Here is a 25,315-nt window from a genome sequence, read left to right as displayed (position 1 = left end):
TTATATCAAATATTTTCCTTCATATCATCCTGGATACAAAAGCACAATTGAACTGTTGGATCCTTTTTTCCAGCAGTCAAATAAAAAAGCCTCGTGAATATATTCTGAGGCTTTTTTTATCCAATCAAAAGAACTCTTCTCAGTGAAAGACTTAACGACTTTGAGATCTCTTAAAATCTTCAAATTCCTTTTTAAACTGCAGCAAGATCATTTTTAGATCGTCTTCTGGCCTATCTTCCTTTATAGGCTTTAGCTTGTCTTTCAATATATTCATTTCTCTACTGATCGACTCCTGTTCAGTTATGGCATACTCCTCCGTCTGTTTAACTGAATAATGCCCCAGCATTTCTTTGACGACATGTATCGAAACTCCGTTGTTAAGTGTTACTGTGCTAGCAAATGTTCGTCGCGCTTTGTGGGTATTGAGATTTTCATGTACATCGCAAAGTTCGGCTATCTCTTTTAAGTATTCATTCATCTTTTGGTTTGACCGAACAGGTAAGACTGTTCCTCTCTGCAAACAAAGTGGATCTTTATCATACTTTGCAATGATTTCTAAAGCCTTTGGCAGAAGTGGTATATCGGTTACCGATTTAGATTTCTGCCTACTCGACATAATCCACATGCTTCCGTCGTCTGCTTCCTTAATATCCTGCCACTTCAATTGGAATGCATCTATGTATGCTAACCCCGTATAACACTGAAAAACGAAGATATCCCGCACAACTGATAACCGCTCGGACGAAAATACTTTTTCTTCGATTCTCTGCAATTCTGCGCTGGTTAGAGGTTTCTTTTTAATCTTGGTCTTCTTACCTGTAAATAATTTAAAAGGATCTTTTGGAATAATGTCTTTAGCGACCGCTCTCAGTACAATTTTTTTAAAATTACTGATGTACTTTAATGAAGTATTATTCGAGCAATTTCGGACTGTACGCAAATAGTGGTTATAATTTTTTACAAATTCGTAGTTAAGTGCGGCGAATGGTAAATCATCGACCTTGTACTTAAACCGGATAAATTCCTTTACATGTGAACGTGCTGTTGTATACCGTTCAAGTGTTCCTTCAGAATAATCTCCCCTTTTCACCAAGTCCGCGACCTCTTCGTTATGTTCCTGAAATTCCTCAAGAACCTTATTGCGCTTCTTGTACTTTCCGTTGACATAATCGATCAAATCAACAGAACTAACCGGTCTTTCCTGATTCAGCAATTCAGTCCTGAAGCTATTTACTTTGGTAGTCAATGAATCTAAAAAAAAATTAAGCTCCCTAGCGTCTTCCTTGAGGCCAGTAGCCCTTTCATCCTGCTGGCTCCATCTAGCCGGAATCCATTTTCTTTTGGTAGAAGATTCTTTGGCCACTCCATCCACACTGATCCTAATATAAATCAGTCGTTTTGCCTGTTTTTTGTTTTTTGGACTCTTGAGGAAGAAATTCAGTCCATAACTTTGTTCTAACATAATAAAACTTTTTAATTGTTATAAATGTCGAACCTAGACTTAAAGTAATCAAGACGTTAAAGTAATTTACAAGTTGAAAATCAATTACTTAAACCACATACTGTGGCACCTTTTTCAAAATGCAAAAAGTGCCACATATGTGCCACAGACTTTTAGGGTGTTTTTGAAGATTTCACGAATCTCCCCTAACAAAAAAAATCTCGCAAATCGTTGATTTTGCGAGATTTAACTTTTTTTTGATTGTTTTTAAAAACTTTAAAAACACCTTTCTGCGGAGAGTGAGGGATTCGAACCCCCGGACCTGTTACAGTCAACAGTTTTCAAGACTGCCGCAATCGACCACTCTGCCAACTCTCCCTAAACTCCGGCTATACCGTTGTTTTCAGTGGTGCAAATATAGAACGATTTTTAATTTCTGCAAAACTTTTCCCACACAAATTTTAACAAAACTTAATAATAGACTAGAAATCAAGGGAATTATTTTTTGAAAACCTTCCCTATTCCCGATCAACAATGGAAATAAAACTGTTTTTTAAAAAATCAGACGGATATACAAACTGATCTCCATCTTCTCCCTTTACTACAATTGCGCCCTGTTCATCATTAAGGCATTTGTCCAGCTGGGTTTTCATGTCATTAAGGGCTCCATTGGGAACTTCAATGATGTAAGTTCCGGTAACGTGTGTAACTTTTATGATTTTTGTTTCCATTTTGTTTTTGATTATGGGCTAATTTAGGGATTTTACTTTACGCAAAACAAGATGATCATAATAACTTATCTATCACTTTTACTCAATTGTATAGTCGTAACCACCCCGTCAAAAGTTCAAAGAATTTTTGCCACCCCTCCAAAGGAGGGAAATGTATACGTCTTCAGTTGTTATATAGATGGTCACGAGGACTTTGGAAATATTTCTGGAAAATAAAGCTATTTATCTAATTTCTTAGCGAATATTGGGTATGGAGAGATGTTGAATGTTGTAAGTGCAAAGGCGCAAGTAATATTAAAAAAAGACTGTTATAAGGTGCAAAGATTTTATCTCCGATAAAATTGATAACGTATATTCTTTACTGAAAATCTCATATTGAGCGAAGTCGAAATGTTCTTACACCTTAAAATCATACATAAAGTGAAAAAAACCTTTGCGACATTGCGATTACCCAACAAAGCTCAGGTATATAGGAACAAAAAAGCGCACCCTTCGGGTACGCTTTGTATTGTATACACTGAATACTATCCGTGTAATTCAGCTAAATATTTTTCTGCATCCATTGCCGCCATACATCCGCTTCCCGCAGCTGTAATAGCCTGTCTGTAGATATGATCCTGAACATCTCCGGCAGCAAATACACCCGGAAGATTGGTTCTTGAAGACCCTTTTTCAGTCACGATATATCCGTTTTCATCAAGATCTACCTGACCTGCGAAGATATCCGTATTCGGCTTGTGACCGATGGCGATAAAGATCCCTTCAACATCCACTGTAGATTTCTCCTGAGTCTGATTATTGATGATTACCGCTCTTTCTACAAGGCTGTTTTCTCCTTCAATCCCGATTAATTCATGGTGGAATTTCACTTCAATATTCGGCGTATTTTCCACTCTGTGAACCATTGCCTTTGACGCTCTGAAAACATCTTTTCTTACCAACAGCGTTACTTTTTTACAAAGCTTTGCTAGGTAAGTAGCCTCTTCAGCAGCTGTATCTCCCGCTCCTACTACCACCACGTCTTTTCCTCTGTAGAAGAAACCATCACACGTAGCACAAGCTGATACACCGCCTCCTGCATATTTTTTCTCATCTTCAAGACCTAAATACTTTGCAGTAGCTCCTGTAGAGATAATAACTGTTTTAGCAAGGATCTCCTTGTTTCCTGCATATAATTTGTGAACACCGCCTGCTTCTTTGGAGAATTCAGCTTTGGTGATCATTTCGTAATGAACTTTGGTATCAAATCTTTCTGCCTGTTTTTGCAGATCCATCATCATTTCAGGACCTGTAATCCCGGCTGGATACCCTGGGAAGTTATCCACTTCAGTAGTGGTTGTTAATTGTCCGCCCGGCTCCAAACCTGTATACAATTCAGGTTTTAAGTCTGCTCTTGCTGCGTAGATAGCAGCTGTGAAACCAGAAGGCCCAGATCCAACGATCACACAATCTAAAATGTTTTGCTCCATAATTTGCTTTGTTCGAAAAGATTTAATTTGAATTAGACCGCTAATTTCGGAATTTTTAATTTCTTTTTAAAGTTATTTTAATGATACTTGTCAATATCTGATATGTTGAATTTCGATGGTAACTGTTGTGGGGTGAATTCCGGGGTTCGGGATTCGAGATTCGGGGTGCGGGATTCTGGTTATTGTGTTACGGAATTTAGATTGGCAGGAAATTAAAACTTTTTTAATGTCCTTTATCCATCATATCCCGAATCTCACTATCTCGCAACACGCATCACGTTACCTCGCATCTCGCAACACGTATCACACCTTCATTTTAATCTTATCTACATTGATGATCTTATACACAAGTTCCCGAATCAACTCAGCTTCTCCCATATTCACCGCTCCGAGCCCTTTACCTTTCATATCGAATTCACGTAAAATAGAAATGACTCTTGTAGCATGTTTCAAAGGGTAAAGTCTGGCACTTTCCGCGTAGTCTTTGATAAAATAAGGATTCACTCCCATCTGTGAAGCAATGGTCTGTGGAGACTGCCCTGCCATGGTCTGATAAATAATAACATTTGAAAAATAATTGTAAAGGCTTGCCAGCATCATGACAAAAGGATTATTCTTCGGGTTTTTACCCATAAAATGGGCAATTTTAAAAGCTGCATTGGCATTTTTAGTTCCTAAAGCCTTCTGGAGCTCAAAAATATTATATTCTTTGCTGATCCCGATATGATTTTCAACGATGGTTCCGTCAAGGATTTCCCCTTCTTTAAGAATCATCTTCAGTTTGTTCAGCTCGTTGGCAATTCTGGACAGGTCATTTCCCAGATATTCTGCCAGCAGATGAGAGATATTGGGAGCTGTATTGATTTTAAGCTTTACACATTCATCTGAAATCCATTTCGGCAGATTGCTTTCCTTTACAGATTCGCTAAGGAAAAGCGCTTTGGCTTTATCCAATGCTTTGGCCGCTTTTTTTCTGCTATCCAGTTTCTTATGCTTATGAGCAAAAACCAAAACTGTAGAAGGAACAGGATTGTCTACGTAAGATTCCAGAATTCTGTTTTCCTCTTCATTGAATCGTAAATCCTGAGCTTCTTTCACAATAATCACCTGTTTGTCTCCCATCATCGGAAATTGTCTTGCAAGGGAAAGAACTTCCTGATAAGAGGTATCTTTTCCATAGGTAACGGTTTGATTGAAAGCTTTTTCATCTTCTTCCAAAAAGTTATGCTCAAGGGCTTTTACAACAACATCAATGAAGTAAGCTTCTTCTCCATGGAAAAAATAAATAGGTAAAACTTCTTTATTTTTAATATTTTTGAGGATTAAATCTAATTCTTTCATCTTATTAATGGAACTTCCAAAACTGAATTTTCAGGAAACTTTTGATTTTAAATTCAAGAAAGACAAAGATAAGTTTTTTATTTATGATTTGGTTCGCAAAACTTATCTTCTGCTCACTCCTGAGGAATGGGTCAGACAGCATTGGGTACATTATTATCTTACTGTAAAATCCTACTCCACATCGGCTCTGATTACCGAAAAAAAAATTATCTTGAATGGTCTTACCAAAAGGATTGACCTTCTGGTTACTGAAAAGACCGAACCTATAATTCTGATTGAATGTAAAGCTCCGCAGATCAAATTAACGGAAAAAACTTTTGAACAGACTGCCCGATACAATTCTATTATCGGTGCCAGGGAAATTATTTTAACAAACGGTTTGCAGCACATTAATGCCTATTATGAAAATGAGCAATACCAGTTTTACAAACCTGAGTAAGGCTTATAACATTAGATAATTTCTGAAAAGTATTAAATAATATTCTATTAATATTCTTTCTGAGTTATTTTTATTAATTTCGATAAGATTTCTTTTCAACACTAATCACAAATTTTTACACGAATTGCACAATTGTTATTGGTTGTATTTGTGAAAAGGATTAGTGTAATCTGTATTAAAATTAAATTACAAAATATGATACGTTCCATCTTATTAACTGCAATGATTATGGCTTCAGGAAATCTTTTCAGTCAGAAACTTAAATCTGTTTCCTACCAGGACGGTTCCCAGAAACTTAATGGTCTCATCACTTCCAATGCCGGAAAAAAACTTCCCGGAGTACTGATTCTTCCAGCCTGGAAAGGTATTGACGAAGAAGCTAAAACAGCGGCTGTTGAGCTTGAAAAGCAAGGGTATATTGCTTTTATCGCTGATATTTATGGTGAAGGAAAAATTCCTACGGATAACGAATCTGCTGCAAAAAGCTCAGGGTATTACAAACAGAATTATCAGGAATACCAGAAAAGAATTTCGCTGGCATTGGAGCAGTTGAAGAAAAACGGAGCCATTTCTGATAAGGTAGCGGTTATCGGCTATTGTTTCGGAGGCACAGGAGCACTGGAATCAGCAAGAGGTCATCTTCCTGTAGCGGGTGTTGTTTCCATCCACGGAAGTCTGGGCAGAGATCAGAGCAGAAAAAATGAGGCTTTAACAGCTAAAATTCTGGTTGAAAATCCGGCTGATGATAAAAGTGTAACTCCTGAGGATTATAATAACCTCATCAAAGAAATGAATGAAGGAAATGCCGACTGGCAGATCATCACATATGCCCATTCTAAACATACATTTACAGATCCGAAATCACCGGATTACAATGCAACAATGGCCAAAAGAGCATGGAATCATACGTTGCTGTTCCTGAAAGAAATTTTGAAATAAACATAAAAAAGGCAAATTCATAAACTGATGAATTTGCCTTTTTACTTTTATATTGTTAGCTTAATTACGGTTTAGCCTGAAGCTCAACATCATATTTCTTTGGAGAATATTTGGTTAGAGAACCTGTTGCAGCATCAATTCCCACTCCTATTGCTCCTCCAAGAATAATATTCAGTAAAGTCACGGCATTAAAAGTTTTTGTCAGTTTTACTTCTTTCTTCTCGAATCCTTCTTTTTCAAATGTAACCATCTGCTTACCCAAACCTCTTGGAATTTTGGTTGTACAAGGTGTTGTACATTTTTCAATTCCCTTGTGAAATACTTTTGCTCCTTCAGGGCTTGAAGAAAAAGCGATTGAATCCTGAGTTCCTGTAAAAATGGTTGCACATGAAGTGGTAGAAAGCGCGATTGCCAGCATGAATACAATCGATAATTTGTTTATCATAGATTTTAGTTCATTTTTTTAAGTCCGCGAACTTACAAAATAAATTGAAACTATCAGGCATGAAAAAGAAAAAACTATTGCGAAACCTTTTATTGAAGGGCATTCTTAATAAAAACACATTGAAAATCAACTTCAAAGAAATCAGCAATTCATGATTATTTTTTCATGATGGTGTAATTACACAAAAAAGCAAATCCACTATTCTCAGATTTGCTTTTTTATATTTTTTAATTCTTTTCTTAGTCTACGCCTTCCTCTTCCCTATGCACCAATTCCATAGAAAATGCAGGAAGACAGATCGCAAGATATTCACATGGTTCTGAAAACGGATTACTATAACGGATTCTCGCTCCTTTTTCAATAAGAATACTCTGTCCTTTTTCCAACGTAACAATTTCTCCATCTATTTCAAATTGCTTTTTTCCTGAAATAATGTAGGTAAATTCATCAAACTCAGGAGTCTGGTGAGGCTCACTCCAATCCGGAGGTGCTACCATATGAGCAATTGAAACAGTAGAATTTCCTGTAGAGTTTCCCCAGTGTTCTTCAATCAGTTTTCCATCTGTTGTAGGAACTACAAATGGTGACTGCTGGATTTTATATTTTTTCATACCCAATCTTCTTTTTTAATTTCATACACGAAATTGGTTCTTGTAGGTTCTGCAAAATAAGCCACTTCTTCTTCAGCAATCTTTTGACCTCCCAGTCTTTCCAAAGCTGTCTGCGAACGGAAATTCTCTTTTCCAATGTGAAAATGAACTTTGTCTACAAACTGGAAGATATAATCCAGCATCAGCTTTTTAACCTTAGGATTAATGCCTTTTCCCCATGATTTTGTTCCGTAGAAAGTATATCCGATGAAAATATGATTGTTCTCTTCATCAAAATCATAATAACGGCTGCTTCCCAATACATCTCCGGTAGCTTTCTCCATAATTTTGAAAGCACCTTTACTCTCCATAGCTCCTGTGAAAAAGTTTTCAAAAACTTCTCTCTTATAACGGTCTTTGTTAGGATGCTGTTCCCAGACTTTAGGATCGGAAGCCACTTCATATAAAGATTCAAAATCCCCTTGCTGTAAGGGGATTAATTGAAATTCTTCATTCTCTAAAACAGGCTGAACAGAAAAATTCATTGCTTAGCCTTTTTTAGTAGAATCTGATTCTATTTTCTTGATTTCTTTCAACTTGTCGGAAATCTTGATGACAGTGTCTAATTTGGACGGTTTCAAAGGAACTTCTGCCTGAGCCATATCCCATTTGATAACCAGGTTTCCTGAGTTTTCATCTGTAGGATTTAAAGTGATTTCAAACCATTCCTGTTTGTCTGTCAGTTTGTTAACCGGTACCGTAACGTCTACTACATCCTGTTTTGGATCGTAAGTATAAGCTCCCCATTGCTGGAAATCTTTATTAAGGATAACTTTCCATTCTTTTTCTGTAGGAACGATGAACAATCCGTATGTTCCTGCAGGCACTGTTTTCCCACCGAAGTTAACGGCCTGTCCGAAAGTAATTTTTGTAGAAGAGTTCGCTCCCGCTCTCCAAACCTGGCCATAAGGAACCAGTTCTCCGAAAATTTTACGTCCCTTCACTCCCGGTCTTCCATAATCAATGGTAATTTTAGACATTGAAAACTGCTGCTCAACCTTCTGGCGCGGACTTGCTGCCGGCACAGAATAATCCTGAGCAAAACTGAATGCTGAAACTGAAATGCAAACTGCTGCTAGTAACTTTTTCACGTGTAAATTTTTGTTTAAAATTACAAAATTCAGAGCGAAATAGCTTTCATAAACTTCGTTAAAATTTGTTTTACCGATATTTTTCTATGACGGTATTTTTTAGCCAAATCTTTTTTAAAAGTAAATAATCAACTATTAAACAATTTATTTTTCTTAATCGTTTTCCCTTTTCTTAGTTGAATGGAATGAAAAACAGAAGGAACATCATTCGTCCAGGTTTTCAATATAAAAAGAATAGCAATAATCTCTGCCCTTGTAAGCAGGCCAACCCAAAAACAAAGGTTGAACAGAATGACAGACTGACACTGTAAAATAACCTGAACTAATGTTCCAAAAAGTACTAAAGTCCAAATCTTGGCACCAATAGAGTGTGTTGCTACTTCCTTTCTGAATCTTAAAAAGCTTACCAGATAAATAAGAGCTTCAGATCCTGCAAGAATAATTATTTTGGAAGCGTTTGTTTTGAAAAATTCAGGGCATTGTATATATGCTGCAAGTCCTACCGAGATAAAGAAAATCTGATCAACAGTAGAATCCATACGTCTGAGTTTCTGAGTTGAAATCTGAAGATGCCTTGCTATAATTCCATCAAAAATATCAGTTAACAACCCTATAGATAAAAGGACGACAGTAATTGCCTGATAATTTTCTATTGTAATGAGACTTAAAGCAATGATGAGAAAGCCAATAATCAATCTGGAAAAGATTAAAATAACCGGAATTTTTGATTTCATAAAAGGTAGCAGAACTTGTGATAAATGCAGAAATATAGGGATATTTTTAATATATCTAAAATAAGATAGCCTTTTCCAGCTCCAATAGTTTTTGTTTTCTCCAGATACCTCCGGCATACCCTACCAACTCGCCGTTGGAACCTATCACACGATGGCAGGGAATTAAAATGGCAATTTTATTGATACCGTTGGCTGTTCCTACGGCACGTATCGCCTTGGGGTTTCCCAGTATTTCTGACTGTTGTTTATAAGTCCTTATTTCTCCCATCGGGATTTCGCGAAGAAGCTGCCATACTTTTTCCTGAAACGCAGTTCCGGTAGTGAACAATGGAACTTCAAACTGACTTCTTTTTCCTTCAAAATATTCTTTCAGCTCCTCTTCCAGCTGTTTGAAATGAGGATGTTCTTTTTCTAAAATTTCTGCTTTCAAAATCTTTGACAAAGCCTTCAACTGTTTTTCAATATTTTTCCGGTCTGTAAATTCCAGCAGACAGATTCCCTGATCTATGGCACAGGCAATCATTTCTCCCAAAGGGGTTGATATATGTTTTTGGTGTATCATTTCCATTCGTTTAAAATTAAGCTTTTTGGAAATCATAACTTGTTTTTAATCCGTTAAAATTCTTTTTATCTGTTCAACATGCCTTGCATTATGATAAATAACAAAACGAAAGGTATCTCCCAACTTCAGTTTGATCAGCTTTGAAATACTAATACTTGTTTTTGTTTTTTCTAAGTCAATAAATTGAGCCTCTTCCAGTAATTCAAGCATTTTTTTCTGCTGTTTTATGAATGTATCCACTACGCTTTTATCCAGATTACTGTGGATAGGATTCATGGCCTTAAGCGTTTTCATCGTATTCAGTTTCTCTTTGGGAAGCATACTTTTAGCAAAATAATTCCCAAGAATTCCGGGCTTAAAATAGAGTTGAGAAGGTTTTCCGGCAGAAGAAATAGTATGGCTTATTTCGGGAATATAAAAATCTCCGTAGCGGTTAAGATGCTCCAGACATTCCAATGTACTCCAGCTTTCTGTTGAAGTTCTGAAATTCAGATCATGTTCCGTCTTTAAAGACAACATTTCAGCGAATTGTAAATGTTCTTCAGTTCTATTTCTTAATTCATTCAGGAATTCTGAGGTTGAAATTTTCATTACGTTTTTTATGCAAATATGCTGATCAGAATGTTCTTAAATCTTGACTGAGCTCAAGATTTTTTAAGTCTGGACAAAGTTTCCGGTGACATTCTAAGATAATTGGCAATGTATTTATTGGGAACTTCCTGAAATAGTTTTGGACTTCGTTTTAAAACCCTCTCAAAGCGTTCTCCGGGAGCATTGATGAGCAGATCTTTTTCTCTTTCAAGCTGCTGTAATACGAGATCTTCAAGGACATTCATCCAGAATTTCATATGTTCTTCGTCCGATTGTACGAACGCATAGAAATCCTGTTTTGAAGCTACTTTTACCGTTGTTTTCTTAATCGCCTGAATATAAAGATCCGAAGGCTTTCCCGATAAAAAAGAATCCAGGCTGACAATAATATTTCCTGTGTATCCGAAACGAATGATCCTTTCTTCATTTTCATCCATCATATAAATCCGAACACTTCCATTTTCAATACAATAAATAGAGGTATCTGTACTGCCTGAAATCTTCAGGAACTCATTTCGTCTGAAGGCTTTCTTTTCCCAATGGATTCCACTTTGAAGCAATTTTTCAACCATTTTATTTTATTATTTGCTTTTCCAAAGATAATAGGTAATTTTAAAGTTTTAAAACACTAATCACTGATAATGCTCAAAAGAACAGTACTTTTCATACTGCTTTCTGCCGGATTGTATGGTATGAAAGCACAGCAGACCATCCCCTTCCGGATCACAAAACACAATAATATCATTGTAAAGACCCTTGTCAACAAAAAAGATTCGCTCAATCTCATGTTCCAGATTGCCATGAAAGATTATGCTATTTCTCCTGATGGCAAACAGAAAGCAGCACATATTATTTTCAATAAAGAAGAACTCAGCGAAAATAATACTGTTGAGATCGGAAAGATCATCCAGGAAAATGTGCGTTTTTTTGACAATCAGCTGACAGGTCATGAAGCAGACGGAAAAATCGGAACCGGAATTTTTGAAGGGAATGCCTTTAAAATTGATTATGACAACAACCAGTTTGTGATCTACGACAAAATGCCGGATCTGAAAGACTACCAACCCATCAATATCATTCTGGATCATGAAGGATTTTATCTAGCCGCAGACAATATCCTTGAAGGCGATCAGCAGCAGGAAACCTATTTTGTTTTGCAATCCGGGTTTTCAGGAGCTATACTCTATAGCAATGAATTCGCTGAAGAACAACATCTGGAGAAAAAACTAAAGGTAACAGGAGAAAAAACACTAAAGAATTCTCAAGGTAAAACGTTAACGACCAAACAAGCTGTTCTACCCTATTTTAAATTGGGAAACAGTGTTTTTAAAGATGTTTCCGTAGGATTTTTCTCCGGGGAACTGAAGACACAAAATGTAAGTTATCTCGGTGCTGATATGCTTCGCAGATTCATCTGGATCTTTGATGCAGAAAGGAAAATGGCTTACATTAAACCCAGCAAATATTTTTCAGAACCTTATTACAAAATGAATTAGAATATGATAAACACTTTAATGCTAAAAAAGATTATAAAACCCCAAACCGTCGCTGCGCTTTTATTTTTGCCATTGGCTATTGTAAGCTGTAAGAAAGAAGAAAAAAAAACTGTTACCACAGAAACACATCTGACGAATGATTCTGTAAAAACAGCAAAAACTGAGGAGAAAATAGATTATACTGATTTTAATATTTTCAGTCTGTCCGTTATTTCATCCGCAGAAAAAGATTCTGATATGAATATTTTCATTTCTGTTTCGGATGTCTATAAAGGGGAACAACCGATTCCTTCAGCTATTATGAAAAATCAGAAGCAGATGACTTATGAGGAACGTCAGCATTTTGAACTGGATGCACCCAGCAGAAAAAAATTGCTGGATGGGATTCACCTTACTGAAAATGATTCTCTCTACATCTATGAGTATGGCTCTAACCAACTTCAAAAAATGCCTGTCAGCCAATTAAAAGCCGTGGCCTACTTAAGTCCTTATTCAGATGATCAGGATTTAGACCCGGATTCTTATATGATGGGTTTCCAGGTGGCAACTCATCAAAAAACAACAGAATACGACCGTTATACTAATGCCATTGCCTATTTTGGAAATCAAAATCCGTTTGTAGACAATAAAATGAAAGCTGTGAAATGGCAAAAAGCCGGCGCTGATGTTTCAAAAAAATACTTTTCTCACTCAAAACTGGCTTTGGGAAAAACTTATCAGTCCCAATATGAAAATCTGACCTATTATCTGCAGGATTATCTTGAAGAAGGAAATATTGTAGAGCGTAAACTGGCAGTCATCAATGATCGTAAGGAAAAAATTGCAGAGAAGATATTCAGCCTTGCAGGCAGTGATGGCGGAGAGTTTCTTCCTCTTTATGGAATAGATGCTGATGAATCTAATATTTTCCAATATACAGGCCATCTTTTCAAAGGAAAACCTCCGGTTATTTTTGGGTTCATTGCCCAGTCTTTTGGCTGTCCTTCCATTAATTTTTTAGATCAAAAGGAGAAGGATTTCCCGATTAATTGTGATAACAGGCATTAATTCCCGGAAAGAATTTATTCCGATTTCTAACGGAATGTCGAATTCTCTGGATACATAAAAGGTATCGTTAGAATTAAGATATAAAAAACCAAATCTGTTGATAAACGGATTTGGTTTTTATTTTCAGTTCATTATTTCTTAGGATAATAGTTGTCTTTCAGATTCATAAAATAGGTTTCGGATTCTTTAAAACCATTACTTTTCATAAATTTGATTACCACATTCAGATAGGCTTCTGAAGGAATAAAATTTATTCCCATTTTTTCAGAAAACTTTTGATACTCTTCTTCAAGCAGTTTGGGATTTTTGGCCAACTGTTTTATATCAGTTCTATACCCTTTGAATATAAATTTCAAAGCTTCATAATTTCCGGGATAAGAAACGGTCCCATGGGTTTCGCCTTCAAAAAAGTGATGTTTATAGTTCAAAGATCCGTTTTTTTCTATCATTCCTTTAAATTCTTCAATCGCCTGGGTCATATCAGAATTCCAGTTTTTCTGCTGCTCTTCATTATCTGCCTGGGAAACATACAAAGATTTTTTTGCAGGAAAGTTCTTATTATTTTCCAGATACTCTTTCGTTCTTTTGATGGTTACTTTATTGTCCCACCATAAACTAGGATCATTAGCAACATAAGCATTAAAATAATCCGGATGTGAAAGAAAGGTATTAATGGCAAATAATCCGCCGAAAGAATGACCTACCAACACACAATAATCCTGAGTTCTGTAGTTTTTATTAATAAAAGGCTTCAATTCCTCCTGCATGAATTTCAGAAAGTTTTCACTTCCTCCGCTGTCGGCAAAAAGCGTAAGAGCAGGGTTTACCGGACTCTTCTTTTCAGACTTTGTCGGAGTAAGATCTCTTGTTCTTTCTGTATTTTTAATTCCGACAACAATACATTCCGGAATGTCGGCATAGGGTGTTCTGGCAATGAAATCTGTTAATCCTGTATAATAATCAAAATTAATTTCTCCGTCTAAAAGATAGATGACAGGATATTTTGCAGGATTGATGGTATTGTCGTTATACGTTTTGGGCAGATGAACCCAGATTTCTCTGTTTTCATTTAGAACTTTTGAAAATACATTTTGCTTCTCTCCTATCGTTAGTTTTTCCTGGGATTTTCCAAATGTAAACAGTAAAAATACAGGAAGGTATATAATTTTAAACCAATTGTTCATGGTGCGAATCTTTTCTGTGTTGATGAATGTTCTTAATTTCTTTATTCTTTTTGGGCGATTTGTTTCTCCTGCCCCACCAGATCAGGAATCCTGTAACCGGCAGACTTGTACAGATCATTCCGATAATGAATGTGAATATTTTACCGAACATCCCGCCCCAATACCCTACATGAAGGTCAAAGTTCATGTGCTCTATCACTTCGTGCTTCTGTACTTCTTCAGGATAATCAATCTCCTTTCCGGTGTATTTGTTGGTTTCCATACTTTTCCCGTTGATAAGGCTTTTCAGACCGATAAACCTAGCTGCCACCACATGATACACCGGTGCAGAATCATTTCTCGGAATACTCATTCTGAACTGTTTTGCATCAGGAAACTCTTTAAACTTTCTGTCTATAACATCAGTATAAGTCAAAGCTTTCTTTTCCGGATCAAACTTAGGTTCATATTTTTCTGCAATAGTATGGGCATCTACAGCTCCTCCGAAAGCCTGTTGGGTAAGATTGGTTAAAACCTCATAGGCCATAATCAATCCTGTAATGGTAATAAACACAGCCGGAAGCAATGAATAAAACCCAAAGACATTATGGAAATCGTAGTTTTTCCTGCGCCATTTCGTTCCGGATTTAATTTTAAAAGCTGTTGTTCTTGTGGTTTTGTTCCATTTTTTAGGCCACCAGAGAATCAATCCGCCGATAAGCTGGATAAAAAAGATGATGGAAGCAATTCCAACCACCGTTTTCCCAAACTTTCCTGCCAATAGCTGCGCATGAATATGGGCTACAACATAGAAAAACTCATAGCTTTTGGTAGAACCGATTACTTTTCCGGTGTAAGGGTTAAGATAATGATAGGCAAATACACCTCGTGGACCACGGCCTTTTTTCTTTGGTTTGTCTGCCTTGTCCGCACTTTTATCTTTAGGAGGCTTCGTTGCTGAAGCTACTCTGAAACTTCTGTCAGCATCTTTGTAGGTATCAAAATAGAACGCTTTTCTGTCCGGAACCTGCTGGTGAAAGTGGGTAAGCAACTCTTCAGGGGTCATTTTTTCTGCATTAGCCGGAGCCTGGACATATTTTGCGCTTCCGCCGCACAGATCAATGATTTCGTCACAGAAGACAAATACAGTTCCCGAAAGAGTAACAGTAAGCACAATGATTCCGGAAACCAGGCCGAGCCATAGATGCAGCCAGCCGGTGATCCTTTTGGTAAGGGATTTACCCTGCTTTTTTTTAGGATTCGTTTTATTATTTTTCATATCTGTTTTCATCCAATCAACAATGTAAGTGTAGAAAATGCAAAGGCGCAATTGTATTTATAATGGCGTGTTTGTAAAGTGAAAAGAGTTATTTCTGCTGCCGTTTACTTTAGCATATTTGAAGGCTTCAGAAATAGATATATTATAAATCAAAGCTTTGCACCTTTGCGGTTTTCATCCTTATATTTTCGTTGAGATTATTTTTGTTTTTTTAGATTTAAAATTTGAATGCAAAATTGGCAAGAATTTCTCTTGGCTTCTGTGGCTGTCCGTAGAAGTTCCAGTAGTTTTCATTCAGCGCATTATTCATTTTCAGACCGATTCTGTATTTTTTCCTGTCATAAAAAACTGTTGCACCTACCGTAGTATAAGAAGGAGCAAGAAAATGATTGGTGATGTTGATATAGGTCTGGTCTACAAAATTAAATCCGGCTCCGAAACCAAGTCCTTCATATGCACCATCCATGATTTTGTAGCTTGTCCATAGATTGGCAACATGTTTTGGAGTCCAGGCAATTCTTTTTCCGCTGTCTTTGCTACGGTCATCGTATTTGTTATCGTTATAACCATATCCGGCAACGATATTCCATCCTTTGAAAGGGTTGGCAATGATGCCTATTTCCAGTCCCTGACTTTTGATATTCCCATCCTGAATACTTCCTATTCCGCCTGGATCTGCAACCAGTCTGTTTTTAACATTAATATTATAGTAACTCACGGTCGTCAGTAGTTTTTTATGGAACAGATCCACTTTAAAACCTGTTTCAATCTGATTTCCCTGTTCAGGATCCCACTTTGTCAGGATACCCACTTCATTCAGTGATGGAGCATAGTTTTTAAATCCATTCACATAATTGGCAAAGAATGAAATCTGATCTTTTACAATTTCATACACCAATCCGAACTTTGGTGAAAACTGGGTCTGGTTGTAACCGGAAACTTTATTTTCAGGAGATCCGTTTTTGGTAGAGATCTCTACACCATTTACCACCATATCATCATTTTTATAGCTGTCTACTCTCAAACTGGCCATTACCAGCAAATTATCTGTGATATTTAAAACATTGGAAATATAACCGCTGATGGTTCTGAATCTTGTAATATCCGATTCTGTGGATTTTCTTTCCTTATTCATGAATTTGTTTCTTGAGATAGGATCCCATGCGGAAGAGCTGTCGAGATTCACTTTATCATAAGGCATGAAAACATTACTGTATCCGTTGGCCTCATAGTAAGGGAACTGATATTTTGTTGTTTGCTGGAAGTAATCTATTCCTACTACCAGACGGTTTCTTAAGCCTGCTATTTTAAAATCTCCTGTAAAATTCTGCTGGATATTGTCTGTGGTCACTTTAAAGCTGTCAAAAGGACGGATCATTCTTTCTACCTGATTATTATTCAGATATCTGAGTACTAAAAAGATAGATTCGTTTTCATTGGCTTCTCCTCTTTGGTAAGATGTCCTTGACGTCCACTGGTCATTGAATTTATGGGTAACCTCAGCCATCGTTACAAAGTTGGTTCTTTTCGAGCCGATATCATTACTAGTAAACGCTCTTTTGTAGGCTACTTCCAGGTCTTTCATGGAGTGTAAGGTCAGCTTTTCTGAGTTTCTTACATAAGCATTCAATGTTTTATCCGGAGCATGGAACTCCGTATCAAGTGTCACTGTGGTTTTGTCGCTTACTTTGTACAAAACACTTCCAGAGAAAAATAATCCTTTGTTGTAGCCTGCATCCTGGAAAGAATCCTGAGAATAGGCTGCGACATTGAATCTTGCCAATGCAGTTTTTTCTTTATTTAAAGGGGTATTTACATCGGCTGTAATCCTGTTCATTCCCCAGCTTCCGGTGGTATAATTGATAATTCCCCCGAAGTTTTCCTGTGGTTTTTTCGTAACGATATTCACCACACCGCCATAATTGGCTAATGTTCCACCGAATAAGGTTCCGGATGGACCTTTTATTACTTCTACTCTCTCGATATTAGCGATCTCAGACTGTACTCTTGGATTTTGAGTCAGTCCGTTTCTGAAACTGGCATTGGAACTGAAACCTCTCATAAAAATATCATTTCCACTGTCGTTTACACTATTGCTTACGACCACTCCTGGAGCAGAAGCCATCGCTGTGTTGAAATCCATGGCTCCCATTTCACTGATGATTTCTTTGGGAACAAGATTATAAACAGTAGGGTTTTCAAGATTTTCCAGAGGAAGCCTTGCGATAGATTCAGATTTTTTTGTTCTGTAATTGTGAGTTCCCTGGAGCGATACGGATTGAATTTCAGCCACTTTAATGGTATCTGTTTCCTGGGCACTCAGCATCGTTACGGCTAATAGAGCTGCAGAAATAATAGTTTTTTTCATGTTTATAATTAAGTTAGTTCTGCAAAATTATTTTATTTTTATTAATTCTAAATAAAAACATGATACAAATCATAAAACTTCTACCATAGAATAGCCTATAAATAAAGGGTTTTCGAAAATTCCGAAAACCCTTTATTCAATCAATAGATAAGTTTTTTTATTTATTTTTCCAATTTTTAATCATTTTCATATAGCGATCAATATTAATTTTTTCCTCCCGTAAAACATTACCTTCTATTTCTTTTGCGTTTGTATTATCCGCATACACAATTGTTTTGCCCAATACGGGATATATAATGAATAATGAGTCAAAAGTTTTACCACAGCTTTCATTATAATAATTTTTCTCAATAACAATCTTCTTTATTTTTTCATTTTCAGAAAAAAAATATCTTTGGATATAATCTCCACATTCTGGATGATTATTAAACTCAAGACCTTTTAATTTTCCATCTTTAAGATAGGCATAAGCAGGATGTAAAATATCACCATTGGATAAAACCTGATCAGCATCAAAAACAAATTTTTCAAATTCTTTTTTGTAATTTTTGCTAACAGGATTACATTGAAATAGTAATAGCAGTCCAAAAACACTCAGGACACAATTCTTTTTTACCATAAGGCTAATAAAAATAAAGGTAACTATATTGCTAAAGTTTTACTTTACCTGTTTTATATAACAGCAGCGGCCATCATCGACATATAATAATTGGCGCAATGCAGTGCATTAATTAAAACGATTTCTTTTTCCGGAAGGGTTTCATAGGCATCAGAGGTGGTGATCTGGTATTCGTAATTCATAGAAGTCCATTTCAAATGGGGTTTTATAATCATCAGCTCGACGCCGTCCTGATCTGTAAGGACAAATGATTCTTTAAAAATACCTCTGTGTTTAAAAAGATAGCCATTTTTAATCCCATCAAAATAGGTCTGCACCACAATTTCCCCGTTCCAGTTCATTCTGAATTTCAGAAGCACTCTTTCGTGATCTTTCAGTTCAATTGTAGTTCCCCAAAAACCCTTTGGCTCCACCTGATAGGTCTGCCCATGAGCAATTTCAATAACAGCATTAAATTTAAACCAGCTTGTATAGATAAGTTTTCCAATTAATCTTTCTTCTCTTGTAACTTCAAAAGATAAAGAATTGCTTGATTTTGCGTAATATTCTGCCATGGTTATATTTTGATTTGGTGGAATTGTATTAGTTTTTAAATAATAATAACAGCTTGAATTTTAACGCTCTAATTTATAAATAATTCGGTAAACATAAATGCATTTTTAAGCGGGTGTGATAAAAATGATTGAGAAAGAGTTGAGAATTATATTTTTTCAATCAAGTTTTTCATAATAATGGTTTGAATCTGCATTTAGACTAATCTTAGGCTTTTCAAAAATCCCATTTAAAAAATAGGTTTTGTAAGCAGCTGGCTGACCAAAATCTGTATAATGAAGTTCTATTTCAGGATTTAATCCATTATATAATTTATATGTACCCCTTCCATAAAATTTACTTCTAAATGTATTGTCTTCATATAAAACTAAAGTATCAGCAGTGTGAGGAGCTTCCACACAGCAAATTGGCTTATCAAAATTCATGTTAATATATTTTCCATAGATATCCTGCTTTTTTAATGGAAAATTGATATTGAGAATACATATAACTCCTAATACAAAAGTGAGTGTAAGAAGTGTTTTTTTCATAGAATAATTGATAATACCACAATATTCTTTTTAATCGAAATATTGACTAACCTAAATTATAGAATTTATATAGAAAAACCTCATAAATTGCTGAAATGTATGAGGTTTAAACTGTTTTTCAGATCAATTTCATTCAATCTTTGTAAGTGTCATTGTTTCATCATGATCTATACTTTCAGGCCGCTTCCCATTCATGTTGATCAGCATAAGGAATTTTGAATCGTTAATAGGAACAATAATTCCTAGCAGTCTTCCTTTTTCCTGATTATCTTTTAGTGCAATAAAATCAATATGAATTGGTGTCTTTTCCATATCAATTTTATATTTGAGTTCACCCTTTTGCCCATTATTAGGACCTCCGTGAATGATAAAATTCTTACCGTCAATTTCTTCCCCGTTAATTGTAATAGATACATATCCATCTTTAGTAAAGCCTGCTTTGCCTTTACTCTTCCAGTAATCAATGGATTCCCAGTTTCCAACAATATTAAACTGGGATTTTTGAGCTTTGGCCTGAAAACCAATAATAAGTATAAACGCTATTACGCTTTTTAGAAAAGTCCGTTTTATTTTCAAATAAAAATTCATAGTAAACTTTTAATTAATTTTATAAACATAACCTTTACTGATATATCTGCTTTTATTTATTAATTCTGAAGGATAAAAAATGGTTCCATTAATCTCAACACTTTTAATCCTATATCTCCAGCTTCCATTATGGCTTGTGTAAATTTTTGTTGTTGAATTTGGATAAAGTTCAAGGACAATGGAAGAATCTTTTATTTCTATTTTTTCAAGAGACTTTGGATTTTTGATTTTATAAAAAGATCGAGGGGACAATATTCTATTTTCATAATTAAATGCAAAGCTCTCAGCCTCATTATCAATTGCTTTTGAGATGGGATAACTGTAATTGATCTTAATTATTTTTTTAGATCCGGTCAGGTTTTGAATATAGAAATCAGTTATCCAGGAACATCCTGAAAGCACTGTTACGAAAATACAACATAGAAATCCTATCGTAATTGATTTTATACTCATTGTACTGGAATTTAGATGATTTTTGTAAAAATAGTCAGATAAATTTAATTTATTAGTTTTTCCGATAAAAAATCCCGTAAGAAAAACATATGGGAATTAAGATTCATTTTTCCAAACAATAGTATTTTTTAAATCCATGTTCTATCATTTAAAAAAATAGGATAGACTGTACTACAGTAACAATTTTGATCGCTTTTGTTATTAATTTATTCTTATATAATAATTGACAGCCATATTTTTGGGACGGGTTTCTTTTCCCCCGGCAGCAGCAATAACTAAAGGGACCGTTGATTTATCATAACCGCTAACTACCTGTGAACCATCAAGGTCACCATCAGCACCTGATGTATTTGCAGAAACTGCCCTTGGCGTTGAAGTTATTCCTCCAAAACTCTGCTGAACAATCTGATGATCGTGCTCTTTGATTTCATCTCCCTGGATACTTCCCCGTAATCTGTTACCCTCTGGATCTTTTTGATTTTCAGAAACCGTTGGGATACCGTAGCCTAATTCATTGGAGTCGAAAGCATTATTTCCACGAAGGAAAACACCTCTCAAATCGGGAACATTTGTAAGATTTTGTGTGGCACGGGCAAGCCCGCAGGTTGTGTCTACTTTTCTTCCGTCACAAGGTGCCCATTTTGAGTATTTGCTATTCCAGTTCTTATCAGGATTTGCCAGATTATTTTTAGTTACCTCCTGAAATTCTTCCCAACTTAAGTATGAACAAAGTATTGTTCCTACAGGAAAATCTTTATTAAAACCACTGGGAAGTCCATTTAATAAGCAGTTTACAGGACCTTTATCTGTGTCCAGGAAAAAGAAAATATCTTTTGACGGATCGTTTCTTTTAAAAGTAATTGAATTATCATCATCCAGAATACCCCCTTTATTAAAGCTTTTGCTTATTTCTATCCCATTGGTTATTTTATAATCTTCGACAATAGGGCTTGGATCCGTGCTTGATATTTTGTTGTAAAAAATATAGATGGTTATCCCTTCATCTCCTTCCTGTACTACTGTTGATAATCCTTTTTTATTATTTTGAACTTCTAAACATTTCACATATCCTTCAATGATGTCTTTGTTGGGTGTATGCAAACTAAAAGAATCAAAAAATGATTGTGAGACCATAATGGTGTCCAAAGATTTGATTTTCTCCTGAAAATTATAAATTTCATCATCAGAAGCACCTAAATTTAAAACATTTTTAACCAGTGATGTAGGATCAATTGCTTCAAAACCAAATGAAAATTTTTGAGTTTTAAAATCGTCTTTGAATTTTTCGGATTCATAATATTTCTTCAGGTCGTAAAGAAAATCTCCTGTTTTTACGACATTCAAAGTGGTATAAATTCCACCCTCTAGAAGTTTTGTACATTGATTAGGTTCCATTTGTATAGTTTTTTGAGGTTAGTTAATGAGTTTTGCATATAATGAGAGTTGTATTATCAAACTTTCATTTGTTATGACATACCAAAAGTACTCTGTATGAAATCGTATGTCAATTACCCTTTTGTGGTATTATTTTAGTAGGTTTGGGCATAAAAAAACCTCATAGGTTTTTAAAATCTATGAGGTTTAGAATATTTATTTTTCGAAATTACATTGTCTCCATTTTGAAGCTCATGCTTTCGATTACTTTTAGAATTGCTTCTACCGTATCCATTGAAGTTAAACAAGGAACACCGTTTTCCACACTCATTCTTCTGATCTGGAATCCGTCTCTTTCTGCCTGCTTACCTTTTGTAGTGGTATTTACAACATACTGAACTTTTCCTTTCTGGATCAGGTCGATAAGATTTACACTTTCTTCTCCGATTTTGTATCCGATTTTGCAAGGGATTCCTTTTTCTTCGAAGAACTTCGCAGTACCTTCCGTAGCCCAGATTCTGAATCCGACTTCATGGAATCTTGCTGCAAGAGCTGCTGCTTCATCTTTATGCTTATCAGCTACTGTGAACAGGATAGATCCGTGCATAGGAACTTTTCTTCCCGCTGCTACCAATCCTTTGTAAAGTGCTTTTTCAAGGGTTGTATCTTTCCCCATAACTTCTCCTGTAGACTTCATTTCAGGGCCTAAAGAGATATCAACTTTCGTTAGTTTTGAGAAAGAGAATACCGGCACTTTTACAAATACTCCTTCTTTGTTTGGAACTAATCCGTTTTCGTAGCCTAAATCTTTCAGTTTTTGTCCCAGAATTGCCTTTGTAGCAAGATTCGCCATTGGAACTTCTGTGATTTTAGATAAGAAAGGAACTGTTCTTGAAGAACGAGGGTTTACTTCGATTACATATACATTTCCTTCGAAAAGAACGTACTGGATATTCATTAATCCGATAACGTTTAATCCTTTTGCCAGTCTTTGTGTGTAGTCTACCAAAGTATCAATCTCGCTCTGAGATATATTTTGTGGAGGATATACCGCGATTGAATCTCCGGAGTGAACCCCTGCTCTTTCGATGTGCTCCATAATTCCAGGAATCACTACCGTTTCACCGTCGCAGATGGCATCTACTTCAATTTCCTTTCCTACCATGTATTTGTCTACCAATACAGGGTGCTCAGGGCTTGCTTCTACTGCATTTTCCATGTAGTGAGCCAGTTCTGCTTCTGCGTATACAATTTCCATTGCTCTACCTCCAAGAACGTAGCTTGGACGTACCAATACCGGATATCCGATTTCGTTGGCAATTTTTATAGCTTCTTCTTTCGAAGTTGAAGTTCTTCCTTTTGGCTGAGGAATTCCAAGCTCCTGAAGTGCTTTTTCAAACTTATCTCTGTTTTCAGCTCTGTCAAGATCTTCCAGTGAAGTTCCTAAGATCTGTACTCCGTGAGCGGCTAGTTTATCGGCAAGGTTAATCGCTGTCTGCCCTCCGAACTGTACCACTACTCCTTTTGGTTTTTCAAGCTCGATGATGTTCATTACATCTTCTTCTGTAAGCGGCTCGAAGTAAAGTTTATCTGAAATTGAGAAGTCTGTAGAAACTGTCTCAGGGTTGTTGTTGATGATAATCGCTTCGTAACCCATTTCTTTGATTGCCCATACCGAGTGAACCGTTGCATAGTCAAATTCTACTCCCTGTCCGATTCTGATAGGCCCGGAACCTAGTACGATAATTTTTTCTTTATCTGAAACAACGCTTTCATTCTCTTCTTCGTAAGTTCCGTAGAAGTAAGGCGTTTCACTTTCAAATTCAGCGGCGCAGGTATCTACCATTTTGTACACCGGCATGATTCCGTTTTCTTTTCTGAAGTTGAAAACCTCACGCTCTTTTACATCCCAAAGAACTGCGATATTGATGTCTGCAAAGCCTAATCTCTTCGCTTCAATCAGGGTTTCTTTATCGAATTTGTTTTCAGCGATTACTTTTTCGAAGTCAACTAATTTTTTCAGTTTCCAGATGAAGAATTTATCGATTTTACTCCATTCTACAATCTGTTCCCAGTCGTATCCTCTTCTTAAAGCATCCCCGATGATGAATAATCTTTCGTCATCACATACTCTGATTCTTCTTTCGATTTCTTCAGCAGTAAGTGCCTGAGCCTGCTTGGTTTTTAAACCTAAATGCTTGATTCCCGTTTCCAGTGAACGAATCGCTTTCTGTAATGATTCTTCAAGGTTTCTTCCGATTGCCATTACTTCTCCGGTAGCTTTCATTTGAGTGGAAAGTCTTCTGTCTGCCGTTTCGAATTTATCGAATGGGAATCTTGGGAATTTTGTTACCACATAGTCAAGAGCCGGCTCGAAACATGCGTATGTTTTTCCTGTTACCGGGTTCATGATTTCGTCCAGAGTCAATCCTACAGCGATCTTTGCAGCAATCTTTGCAATCGGATAACCTGTTGCTTTACTTGCTAATGCTGATGAACGGGAAACTCTAGGGTTTACTTCGATGATATAGTAATCGAATGAATGCGGATCTAAAGCTAACTGTACATTACATCCTCCTTCAATTCCTAATGCTCTGATGATTTTCAGGGAAGCATTTCTCAGCAGCTGATATTCTCTGTCTGAAAGCGTCTGAGAAGGCGCAACTACGATAGAGTCTCCTGTGTGAACACCTACCGGGTCTATATTTTCCATGTTACAAACTACAATGGCGTTGTCGTTTGCATCACGCATTACTTCGTATTCAATTTCTTTGAAACCTGCGATTGATTTTTCAATAAGACACTGTGTAACCGGGCTGTGTTTTAGTCCCAATTCAGCGATTTCTTTCAATTCAGCTTCTGTGGAAGCGATACCACCTCCGGTTCCTCCCATTGTAAAGGCAGGACGAACAATTACAGGATATCCGATTTCATCTGCAAAAGCAAGAGCTCCTTCAACCGTATTTACGATATCAGATTCCGGTACCGGCTCGTTCAGTTCTCTCATCAGTTCACGGAAAAGATCTCTGTCTTCTGCTCTGTTGATGGCAGAAAGTTTTGTTCCCAATACTTCCACTTTGCACTCCTCAAGAATTCCTGATTTCTCCAGTTCTACCGCCATGTTAAGACCTGTCTGGCCTCCAAGGGTTGGTAATAAAGCATCCGGACGTTCTTTTCTGATGATGTGGCTTACAAACTGTAATGAAATCGGCTCAATATATACTTTATCAGCGATTTCCACATCCGTCATGATCGTTGCAGGGTTTGAGTTGATCAAAATTACTTTGTAGCCTTCTTCTTTCAAAGACAAACAAGCCTGCGTTCCTGCGTAATCAAATTCAGCTGCCTGACCAATGATGATAGGTCCTGAACCGATTACTAAAATTGTTTTTATATCTGTACGTTTTGCCATT

The 25,315-nt window shown here is 36.3% G+C and carries 26 protein-coding genes and 1 tRNA gene; 4 read left to right on the top strand and 23 right to left on the bottom strand.

Going from position 1 to position 25,315, the window contains the following annotated elements; translation table 11 throughout:
• Positions 1-151: 151 nt before the first annotated feature.
• The 5 genes from DEU39_RS01350 to holA all read right to left on the bottom strand — a co-directional run bounded on the left by DEU39_RS01350 (position 152) and on the right by holA (position 4,982).
• A complete protein-coding gene (locus DEU39_RS01350; RefSeq protein WP_120230633.1) occupies positions 152-1,462 on the bottom strand; it encodes a site-specific integrase in 1,311 nt (436 codons plus the stop codon).
• Between the two features lie 272 nt (positions 1,463-1,734).
• Positions 1,735-1,819, bottom strand: a tRNA-Ser gene (locus DEU39_RS01345).
• Positions 1,820-1,959: 140 nt separating this feature from the next.
• Positions 1,960-2,172, bottom strand: a complete 213-nt coding sequence (locus DEU39_RS01340; protein ID WP_062670628.1) for a hypothetical protein — start codon at positions 2,170-2,172, stop codon at positions 1,960-1,962.
• A 524-nt stretch (positions 2,173-2,696) separates the two neighbouring features.
• Positions 2,697-3,641, bottom strand: coding sequence for a thioredoxin-disulfide reductase (gene trxB / locus DEU39_RS01335; RefSeq protein WP_120230632.1), 945 nt, complete (start codon positions 3,639-3,641; stop codon positions 2,697-2,699).
• Positions 3,642-3,944: 303 nt separating this feature from the next.
• Positions 3,945-4,982, bottom strand: a complete 1,038-nt coding sequence (gene holA / locus DEU39_RS01330; protein WP_120230631.1) for a DNA polymerase III subunit delta — start codon at positions 4,980-4,982, stop codon at positions 3,945-3,947.
• A 7-nt stretch (positions 4,983-4,989) separates the two neighbouring features.
• Here holA and DEU39_RS01325 point away from each other — a divergent pair, with 7 nt between their 5' ends.
• Both DEU39_RS01325 and DEU39_RS01320 read left to right on the top strand, forming a co-directional pair.
• Positions 4,990-5,421, top strand: a complete 432-nt coding sequence (locus DEU39_RS01325) for a type I restriction enzyme HsdR N-terminal domain-containing protein (protein WP_062670636.1) — start codon at positions 4,990-4,992, stop codon at positions 5,419-5,421.
• Positions 5,422-5,616: 195 nt separating this feature from the next.
• Positions 5,617-6,360: a dienelactone hydrolase family protein gene (locus DEU39_RS01320; RefSeq protein ID WP_120230630.1), complete on the top strand. Its 744-nt coding sequence runs from the start codon at positions 5,617-5,619 to the stop codon at positions 6,358-6,360.
• A 64-nt stretch (positions 6,361-6,424) separates the two neighbouring features.
• Here DEU39_RS01320 and DEU39_RS01315 read toward each other — a convergent pair whose 3' ends face one another.
• The 8 genes from DEU39_RS01315 to DEU39_RS01280 form a co-directional block, all read right to left on the bottom strand.
• Entirely contained in the window at positions 6,425-6,805 is a 381-nt protein-coding gene (locus DEU39_RS01315; RefSeq protein ID WP_120230629.1) for a PEGA domain-containing protein, read from the bottom strand.
• A gap of 239 nt (positions 6,806-7,044) precedes the next feature.
• Positions 7,045-7,416: a cupin domain-containing protein gene (locus DEU39_RS01310; protein ID WP_034696224.1), complete on the bottom strand. Its 372-nt coding sequence runs from the start codon at positions 7,414-7,416 to the stop codon at positions 7,045-7,047.
• The gene (locus DEU39_RS01305; protein ID WP_120230628.1) at positions 7,413-7,940 is read right to left on the bottom strand and encodes a GNAT family N-acetyltransferase; all 528 of its coding nucleotides are present in this window, start codon (positions 7,938-7,940) and stop codon (positions 7,413-7,415) included. The genes DEU39_RS01310 and DEU39_RS01305 overlap by 4 nt, the downstream gene beginning before the upstream one ends.
• Positions 7,941-7,943: 3 nt before the next feature.
• A complete protein-coding gene (locus DEU39_RS01300) occupies positions 7,944-8,546 on the bottom strand; it encodes a DUF2911 domain-containing protein (protein ID WP_062670647.1) in 603 nt (200 codons plus the stop codon).
• Positions 8,547-8,674: 128 nt separating this feature from the next.
• The gene (locus DEU39_RS01295) at positions 8,675-9,280 is read right to left on the bottom strand and encodes a CDP-alcohol phosphatidyltransferase family protein (protein ID WP_120230627.1); all 606 of its coding nucleotides are present in this window, start codon (positions 9,278-9,280) and stop codon (positions 8,675-8,677) included.
• A gap of 55 nt (positions 9,281-9,335) precedes the next feature.
• On the bottom strand, positions 9,336-9,842 hold the full coding sequence (locus tag DEU39_RS01290; protein WP_317126393.1) for a methylated-DNA--[protein]-cysteine S-methyltransferase: 507 nt from the start codon (positions 9,840-9,842) through the stop codon (positions 9,336-9,338).
• Between the two features lie 45 nt (positions 9,843-9,887).
• Positions 9,888-10,433, bottom strand: coding sequence for a DinB family protein (locus tag DEU39_RS01285; protein WP_120230626.1), 546 nt, complete (start codon positions 10,431-10,433; stop codon positions 9,888-9,890).
• A gap of 53 nt (positions 10,434-10,486) precedes the next feature.
• Positions 10,487-11,005: a Crp/Fnr family transcriptional regulator gene (locus DEU39_RS01280; protein ID WP_120230625.1), complete on the bottom strand. Its 519-nt coding sequence runs from the start codon at positions 11,003-11,005 to the stop codon at positions 10,487-10,489.
• Between the two features lie 69 nt (positions 11,006-11,074).
• Here DEU39_RS01280 and DEU39_RS01275 point away from each other — a divergent pair, with 69 nt between their 5' ends.
• Both DEU39_RS01275 and DEU39_RS01270 read left to right on the top strand, forming a co-directional pair.
• A complete protein-coding gene (locus DEU39_RS01275; RefSeq protein ID WP_120230624.1) occupies positions 11,075-11,929 on the top strand; it encodes a hypothetical protein in 855 nt (284 codons plus the stop codon).
• Positions 11,930-11,947: 18 nt separating this feature from the next.
• Positions 11,948-12,976, top strand: coding sequence for a hypothetical protein (locus DEU39_RS01270; protein WP_147367539.1), 1,029 nt, complete (start codon positions 11,948-11,950; stop codon positions 12,974-12,976).
• A gap of 131 nt (positions 12,977-13,107) precedes the next feature.
• Here the strand turns inward: DEU39_RS01270 and DEU39_RS01265 are convergent, their stop codons facing one another.
• The 10 genes from DEU39_RS01265 to carB all read right to left on the bottom strand — a co-directional run bounded on the left by DEU39_RS01265 (position 13,108) and on the right by carB (position 25,314).
• Positions 13,108-14,160 (bottom strand): alpha/beta hydrolase, encoded by a 1,053-nt coding sequence (locus tag DEU39_RS01265; RefSeq protein WP_120230622.1) that lies wholly within the window; start codon positions 14,158-14,160, stop codon positions 13,108-13,110.
• Positions 14,144-15,418 carry a PepSY-associated TM helix domain-containing protein gene (locus tag DEU39_RS01260; protein WP_228436591.1) on the bottom strand — a complete coding sequence of 425 codons (1,275 nt, stop codon included), beginning with the start codon at positions 15,416-15,418 and terminating at the stop codon, positions 14,144-14,146. The genes DEU39_RS01265 and DEU39_RS01260 overlap by 17 nt, the downstream gene beginning before the upstream one ends.
• 217 nt (positions 15,419-15,635) lie before the next feature.
• Positions 15,636-17,786, bottom strand: a complete 2,151-nt coding sequence (locus DEU39_RS01255) for a TonB-dependent siderophore receptor (protein ID WP_120230620.1) — start codon at positions 17,784-17,786, stop codon at positions 15,636-15,638.
• A gap of 157 nt (positions 17,787-17,943) precedes the next feature.
• Entirely contained in the window at positions 17,944-18,405 is a 462-nt protein-coding gene (locus DEU39_RS01250; RefSeq protein WP_120230619.1) for a hypothetical protein, read from the bottom strand.
• Positions 18,406-18,458: 53 nt separating this feature from the next.
• Positions 18,459-18,959, bottom strand: a complete 501-nt coding sequence (locus DEU39_RS01245) for a hypothetical protein (protein ID WP_062670665.1) — start codon at positions 18,957-18,959, stop codon at positions 18,459-18,461.
• Positions 18,960-19,115: 156 nt separating this feature from the next.
• A complete protein-coding gene (locus DEU39_RS01240) occupies positions 19,116-19,487 on the bottom strand; it encodes a hypothetical protein (protein ID WP_120230618.1) in 372 nt (123 codons plus the stop codon).
• 129 nt (positions 19,488-19,616) lie between these two features.
• Positions 19,617-20,075 (bottom strand): hypothetical protein, encoded by a 459-nt coding sequence (locus DEU39_RS01235; protein ID WP_120230617.1) that lies wholly within the window; start codon positions 20,073-20,075, stop codon positions 19,617-19,619.
• A gap of 9 nt (positions 20,076-20,084) precedes the next feature.
• Positions 20,085-20,528, bottom strand: coding sequence for a hypothetical protein (locus DEU39_RS01230; protein WP_120230616.1), 444 nt, complete (start codon positions 20,526-20,528; stop codon positions 20,085-20,087).
• A gap of 201 nt (positions 20,529-20,729) precedes the next feature.
• Complete coding sequence (locus DEU39_RS01225; RefSeq protein WP_120230615.1) at positions 20,730-21,923, bottom strand: hypothetical protein; 1,194 nt, start codon at positions 21,921-21,923, stop codon at positions 20,730-20,732.
• 208 nt (positions 21,924-22,131) lie between these two features.
• Complete coding sequence (gene carB, locus DEU39_RS01220; protein ID WP_120230614.1) at positions 22,132-25,314, bottom strand: carbamoyl-phosphate synthase large subunit; 3,183 nt, start codon at positions 25,312-25,314, stop codon at positions 22,132-22,134.
• Position 25,315: the final 1 nt, after the last annotated feature.

The sequence above is a fragment of the Chryseobacterium sp. AG363 genome (assembly GCF_003610675.1).
In the GTDB taxonomy this organism is placed as follows: Bacteria; Bacteroidota; Bacteroidia; order Flavobacteriales; family Weeksellaceae; genus Chryseobacterium; species Chryseobacterium cucumeris.
Note: the sequence above shows the minus strand (reverse complement) of the source record. Positions and strands in the feature narration are given on the sequence as shown.

Bases quoted from the DNA above. Each gene is read 5' to 3' on its own strand.
- DEU39_RS01275 (WP_120230624.1), top strand. From the start codon at position 11,075: ATGCTCAAAAGAACAGTACTTTTCATACTGCTTTCTGCCGGATTGTAT.
- holA (WP_120230631.1), bottom strand. From the start codon at position 4,982: ATGAAAGAATTAGATTTAATCCTCAAAAATATTAAAAATAAAGAAGTT.
- DEU39_RS01235 (WP_120230617.1), bottom strand. From the start codon at position 20,075: ATGAATTTTTATTTGAAAATAAAACGGACTTTTCTAAAAAGCGTAATA.
- trxB (WP_120230632.1), bottom strand. From the start codon at position 3,641: ATGGAGCAAAACATTTTAGATTGTGTGATCGTTGGATCTGGGCCTTCT.
- DEU39_RS01280 (WP_120230625.1), bottom strand. From the start codon at position 11,005: ATGGTTGAAAAATTGCTTCAAAGTGGAATCCATTGGGAAAAGAAAGCC.
- DEU39_RS01350 (WP_120230633.1), bottom strand. From the start codon at position 1,462: ATGTTAGAACAAAGTTATGGACTGAATTTCTTCCTCAAGAGTCCAAAA.
- DEU39_RS01260 (WP_228436591.1), bottom strand. From the start codon at position 15,418: ATGAAAAATAATAAAACGAATCCTAAAAAAAAGCAGGGTAAATCCCTT.
- DEU39_RS01285 (WP_120230626.1), bottom strand. From the start codon at position 10,433: ATGAAAATTTCAACCTCAGAATTCCTGAATGAATTAAGAAATAGAACT.
- DEU39_RS01290 (WP_317126393.1), bottom strand. From the start codon at position 9,842: ATGATACACCAAAAACATATATCAACCCCTTTGGGAGAAATGATTGCC.
- DEU39_RS01295 (WP_120230627.1), bottom strand. From the start codon at position 9,280: ATGAAATCAAAAATTCCGGTTATTTTAATCTTTTCCAGATTGATTATT.
- DEU39_RS01320 (WP_120230630.1), top strand. From the start codon at position 5,617: ATGATACGTTCCATCTTATTAACTGCAATGATTATGGCTTCAGGAAAT.
- DEU39_RS01310 (WP_034696224.1), bottom strand. From the start codon at position 7,416: ATGAAAAAATATAAAATCCAGCAGTCACCATTTGTAGTTCCTACAACA.
- DEU39_RS01240 (WP_120230618.1), bottom strand. From the start codon at position 19,487: ATGAAAAAAACACTTCTTACACTCACTTTTGTATTAGGAGTTATATGT.
- DEU39_RS01305 (WP_120230628.1), bottom strand. From the start codon at position 7,940: ATGAATTTTTCTGTTCAGCCTGTTTTAGAGAATGAAGAATTTCAATTA.
- DEU39_RS01325 (WP_062670636.1), top strand. From the start codon at position 4,990: ATGGAACTTCCAAAACTGAATTTTCAGGAAACTTTTGATTTTAAATTC.
- DEU39_RS01340 (WP_062670628.1), bottom strand. From the start codon at position 2,172: ATGGAAACAAAAATCATAAAAGTTACACACGTTACCGGAACTTACATC.
- DEU39_RS01245 (WP_062670665.1), bottom strand. From the start codon at position 18,959: ATGGCAGAATATTACGCAAAATCAAGCAATTCTTTATCTTTTGAAGTT.
- DEU39_RS01315 (WP_120230629.1), bottom strand. From the start codon at position 6,805: ATGATAAACAAATTATCGATTGTATTCATGCTGGCAATCGCGCTTTCT.
- DEU39_RS01270 (WP_147367539.1), top strand. From the start codon at position 11,948: ATGCTAAAAAAGATTATAAAACCCCAAACCGTCGCTGCGCTTTTATTT.
- DEU39_RS01255 (WP_120230620.1), bottom strand. From the start codon at position 17,786: ATGAAAAAAACTATTATTTCTGCAGCTCTATTAGCCGTAACGATGCTG.
- DEU39_RS01265 (WP_120230622.1), bottom strand. From the start codon at position 14,160: ATGAACAATTGGTTTAAAATTATATACCTTCCTGTATTTTTACTGTTT.
- DEU39_RS01250 (WP_120230619.1), bottom strand. From the start codon at position 18,405: ATGGTAAAAAAGAATTGTGTCCTGAGTGTTTTTGGACTGCTATTACTA.
- carB (WP_120230614.1), bottom strand. From the start codon at position 25,314: ATGGCAAAACGTACAGATATAAAAACAATTTTAGTAATCGGTTCAGGA.
- DEU39_RS01225 (WP_120230615.1), bottom strand. From the start codon at position 21,923: ATGGAACCTAATCAATGTACAAAACTTCTAGAGGGTGGAATTTATACC.
- DEU39_RS01230 (WP_120230616.1), bottom strand. From the start codon at position 20,528: ATGAGTATAAAATCAATTACGATAGGATTTCTATGTTGTATTTTCGTA.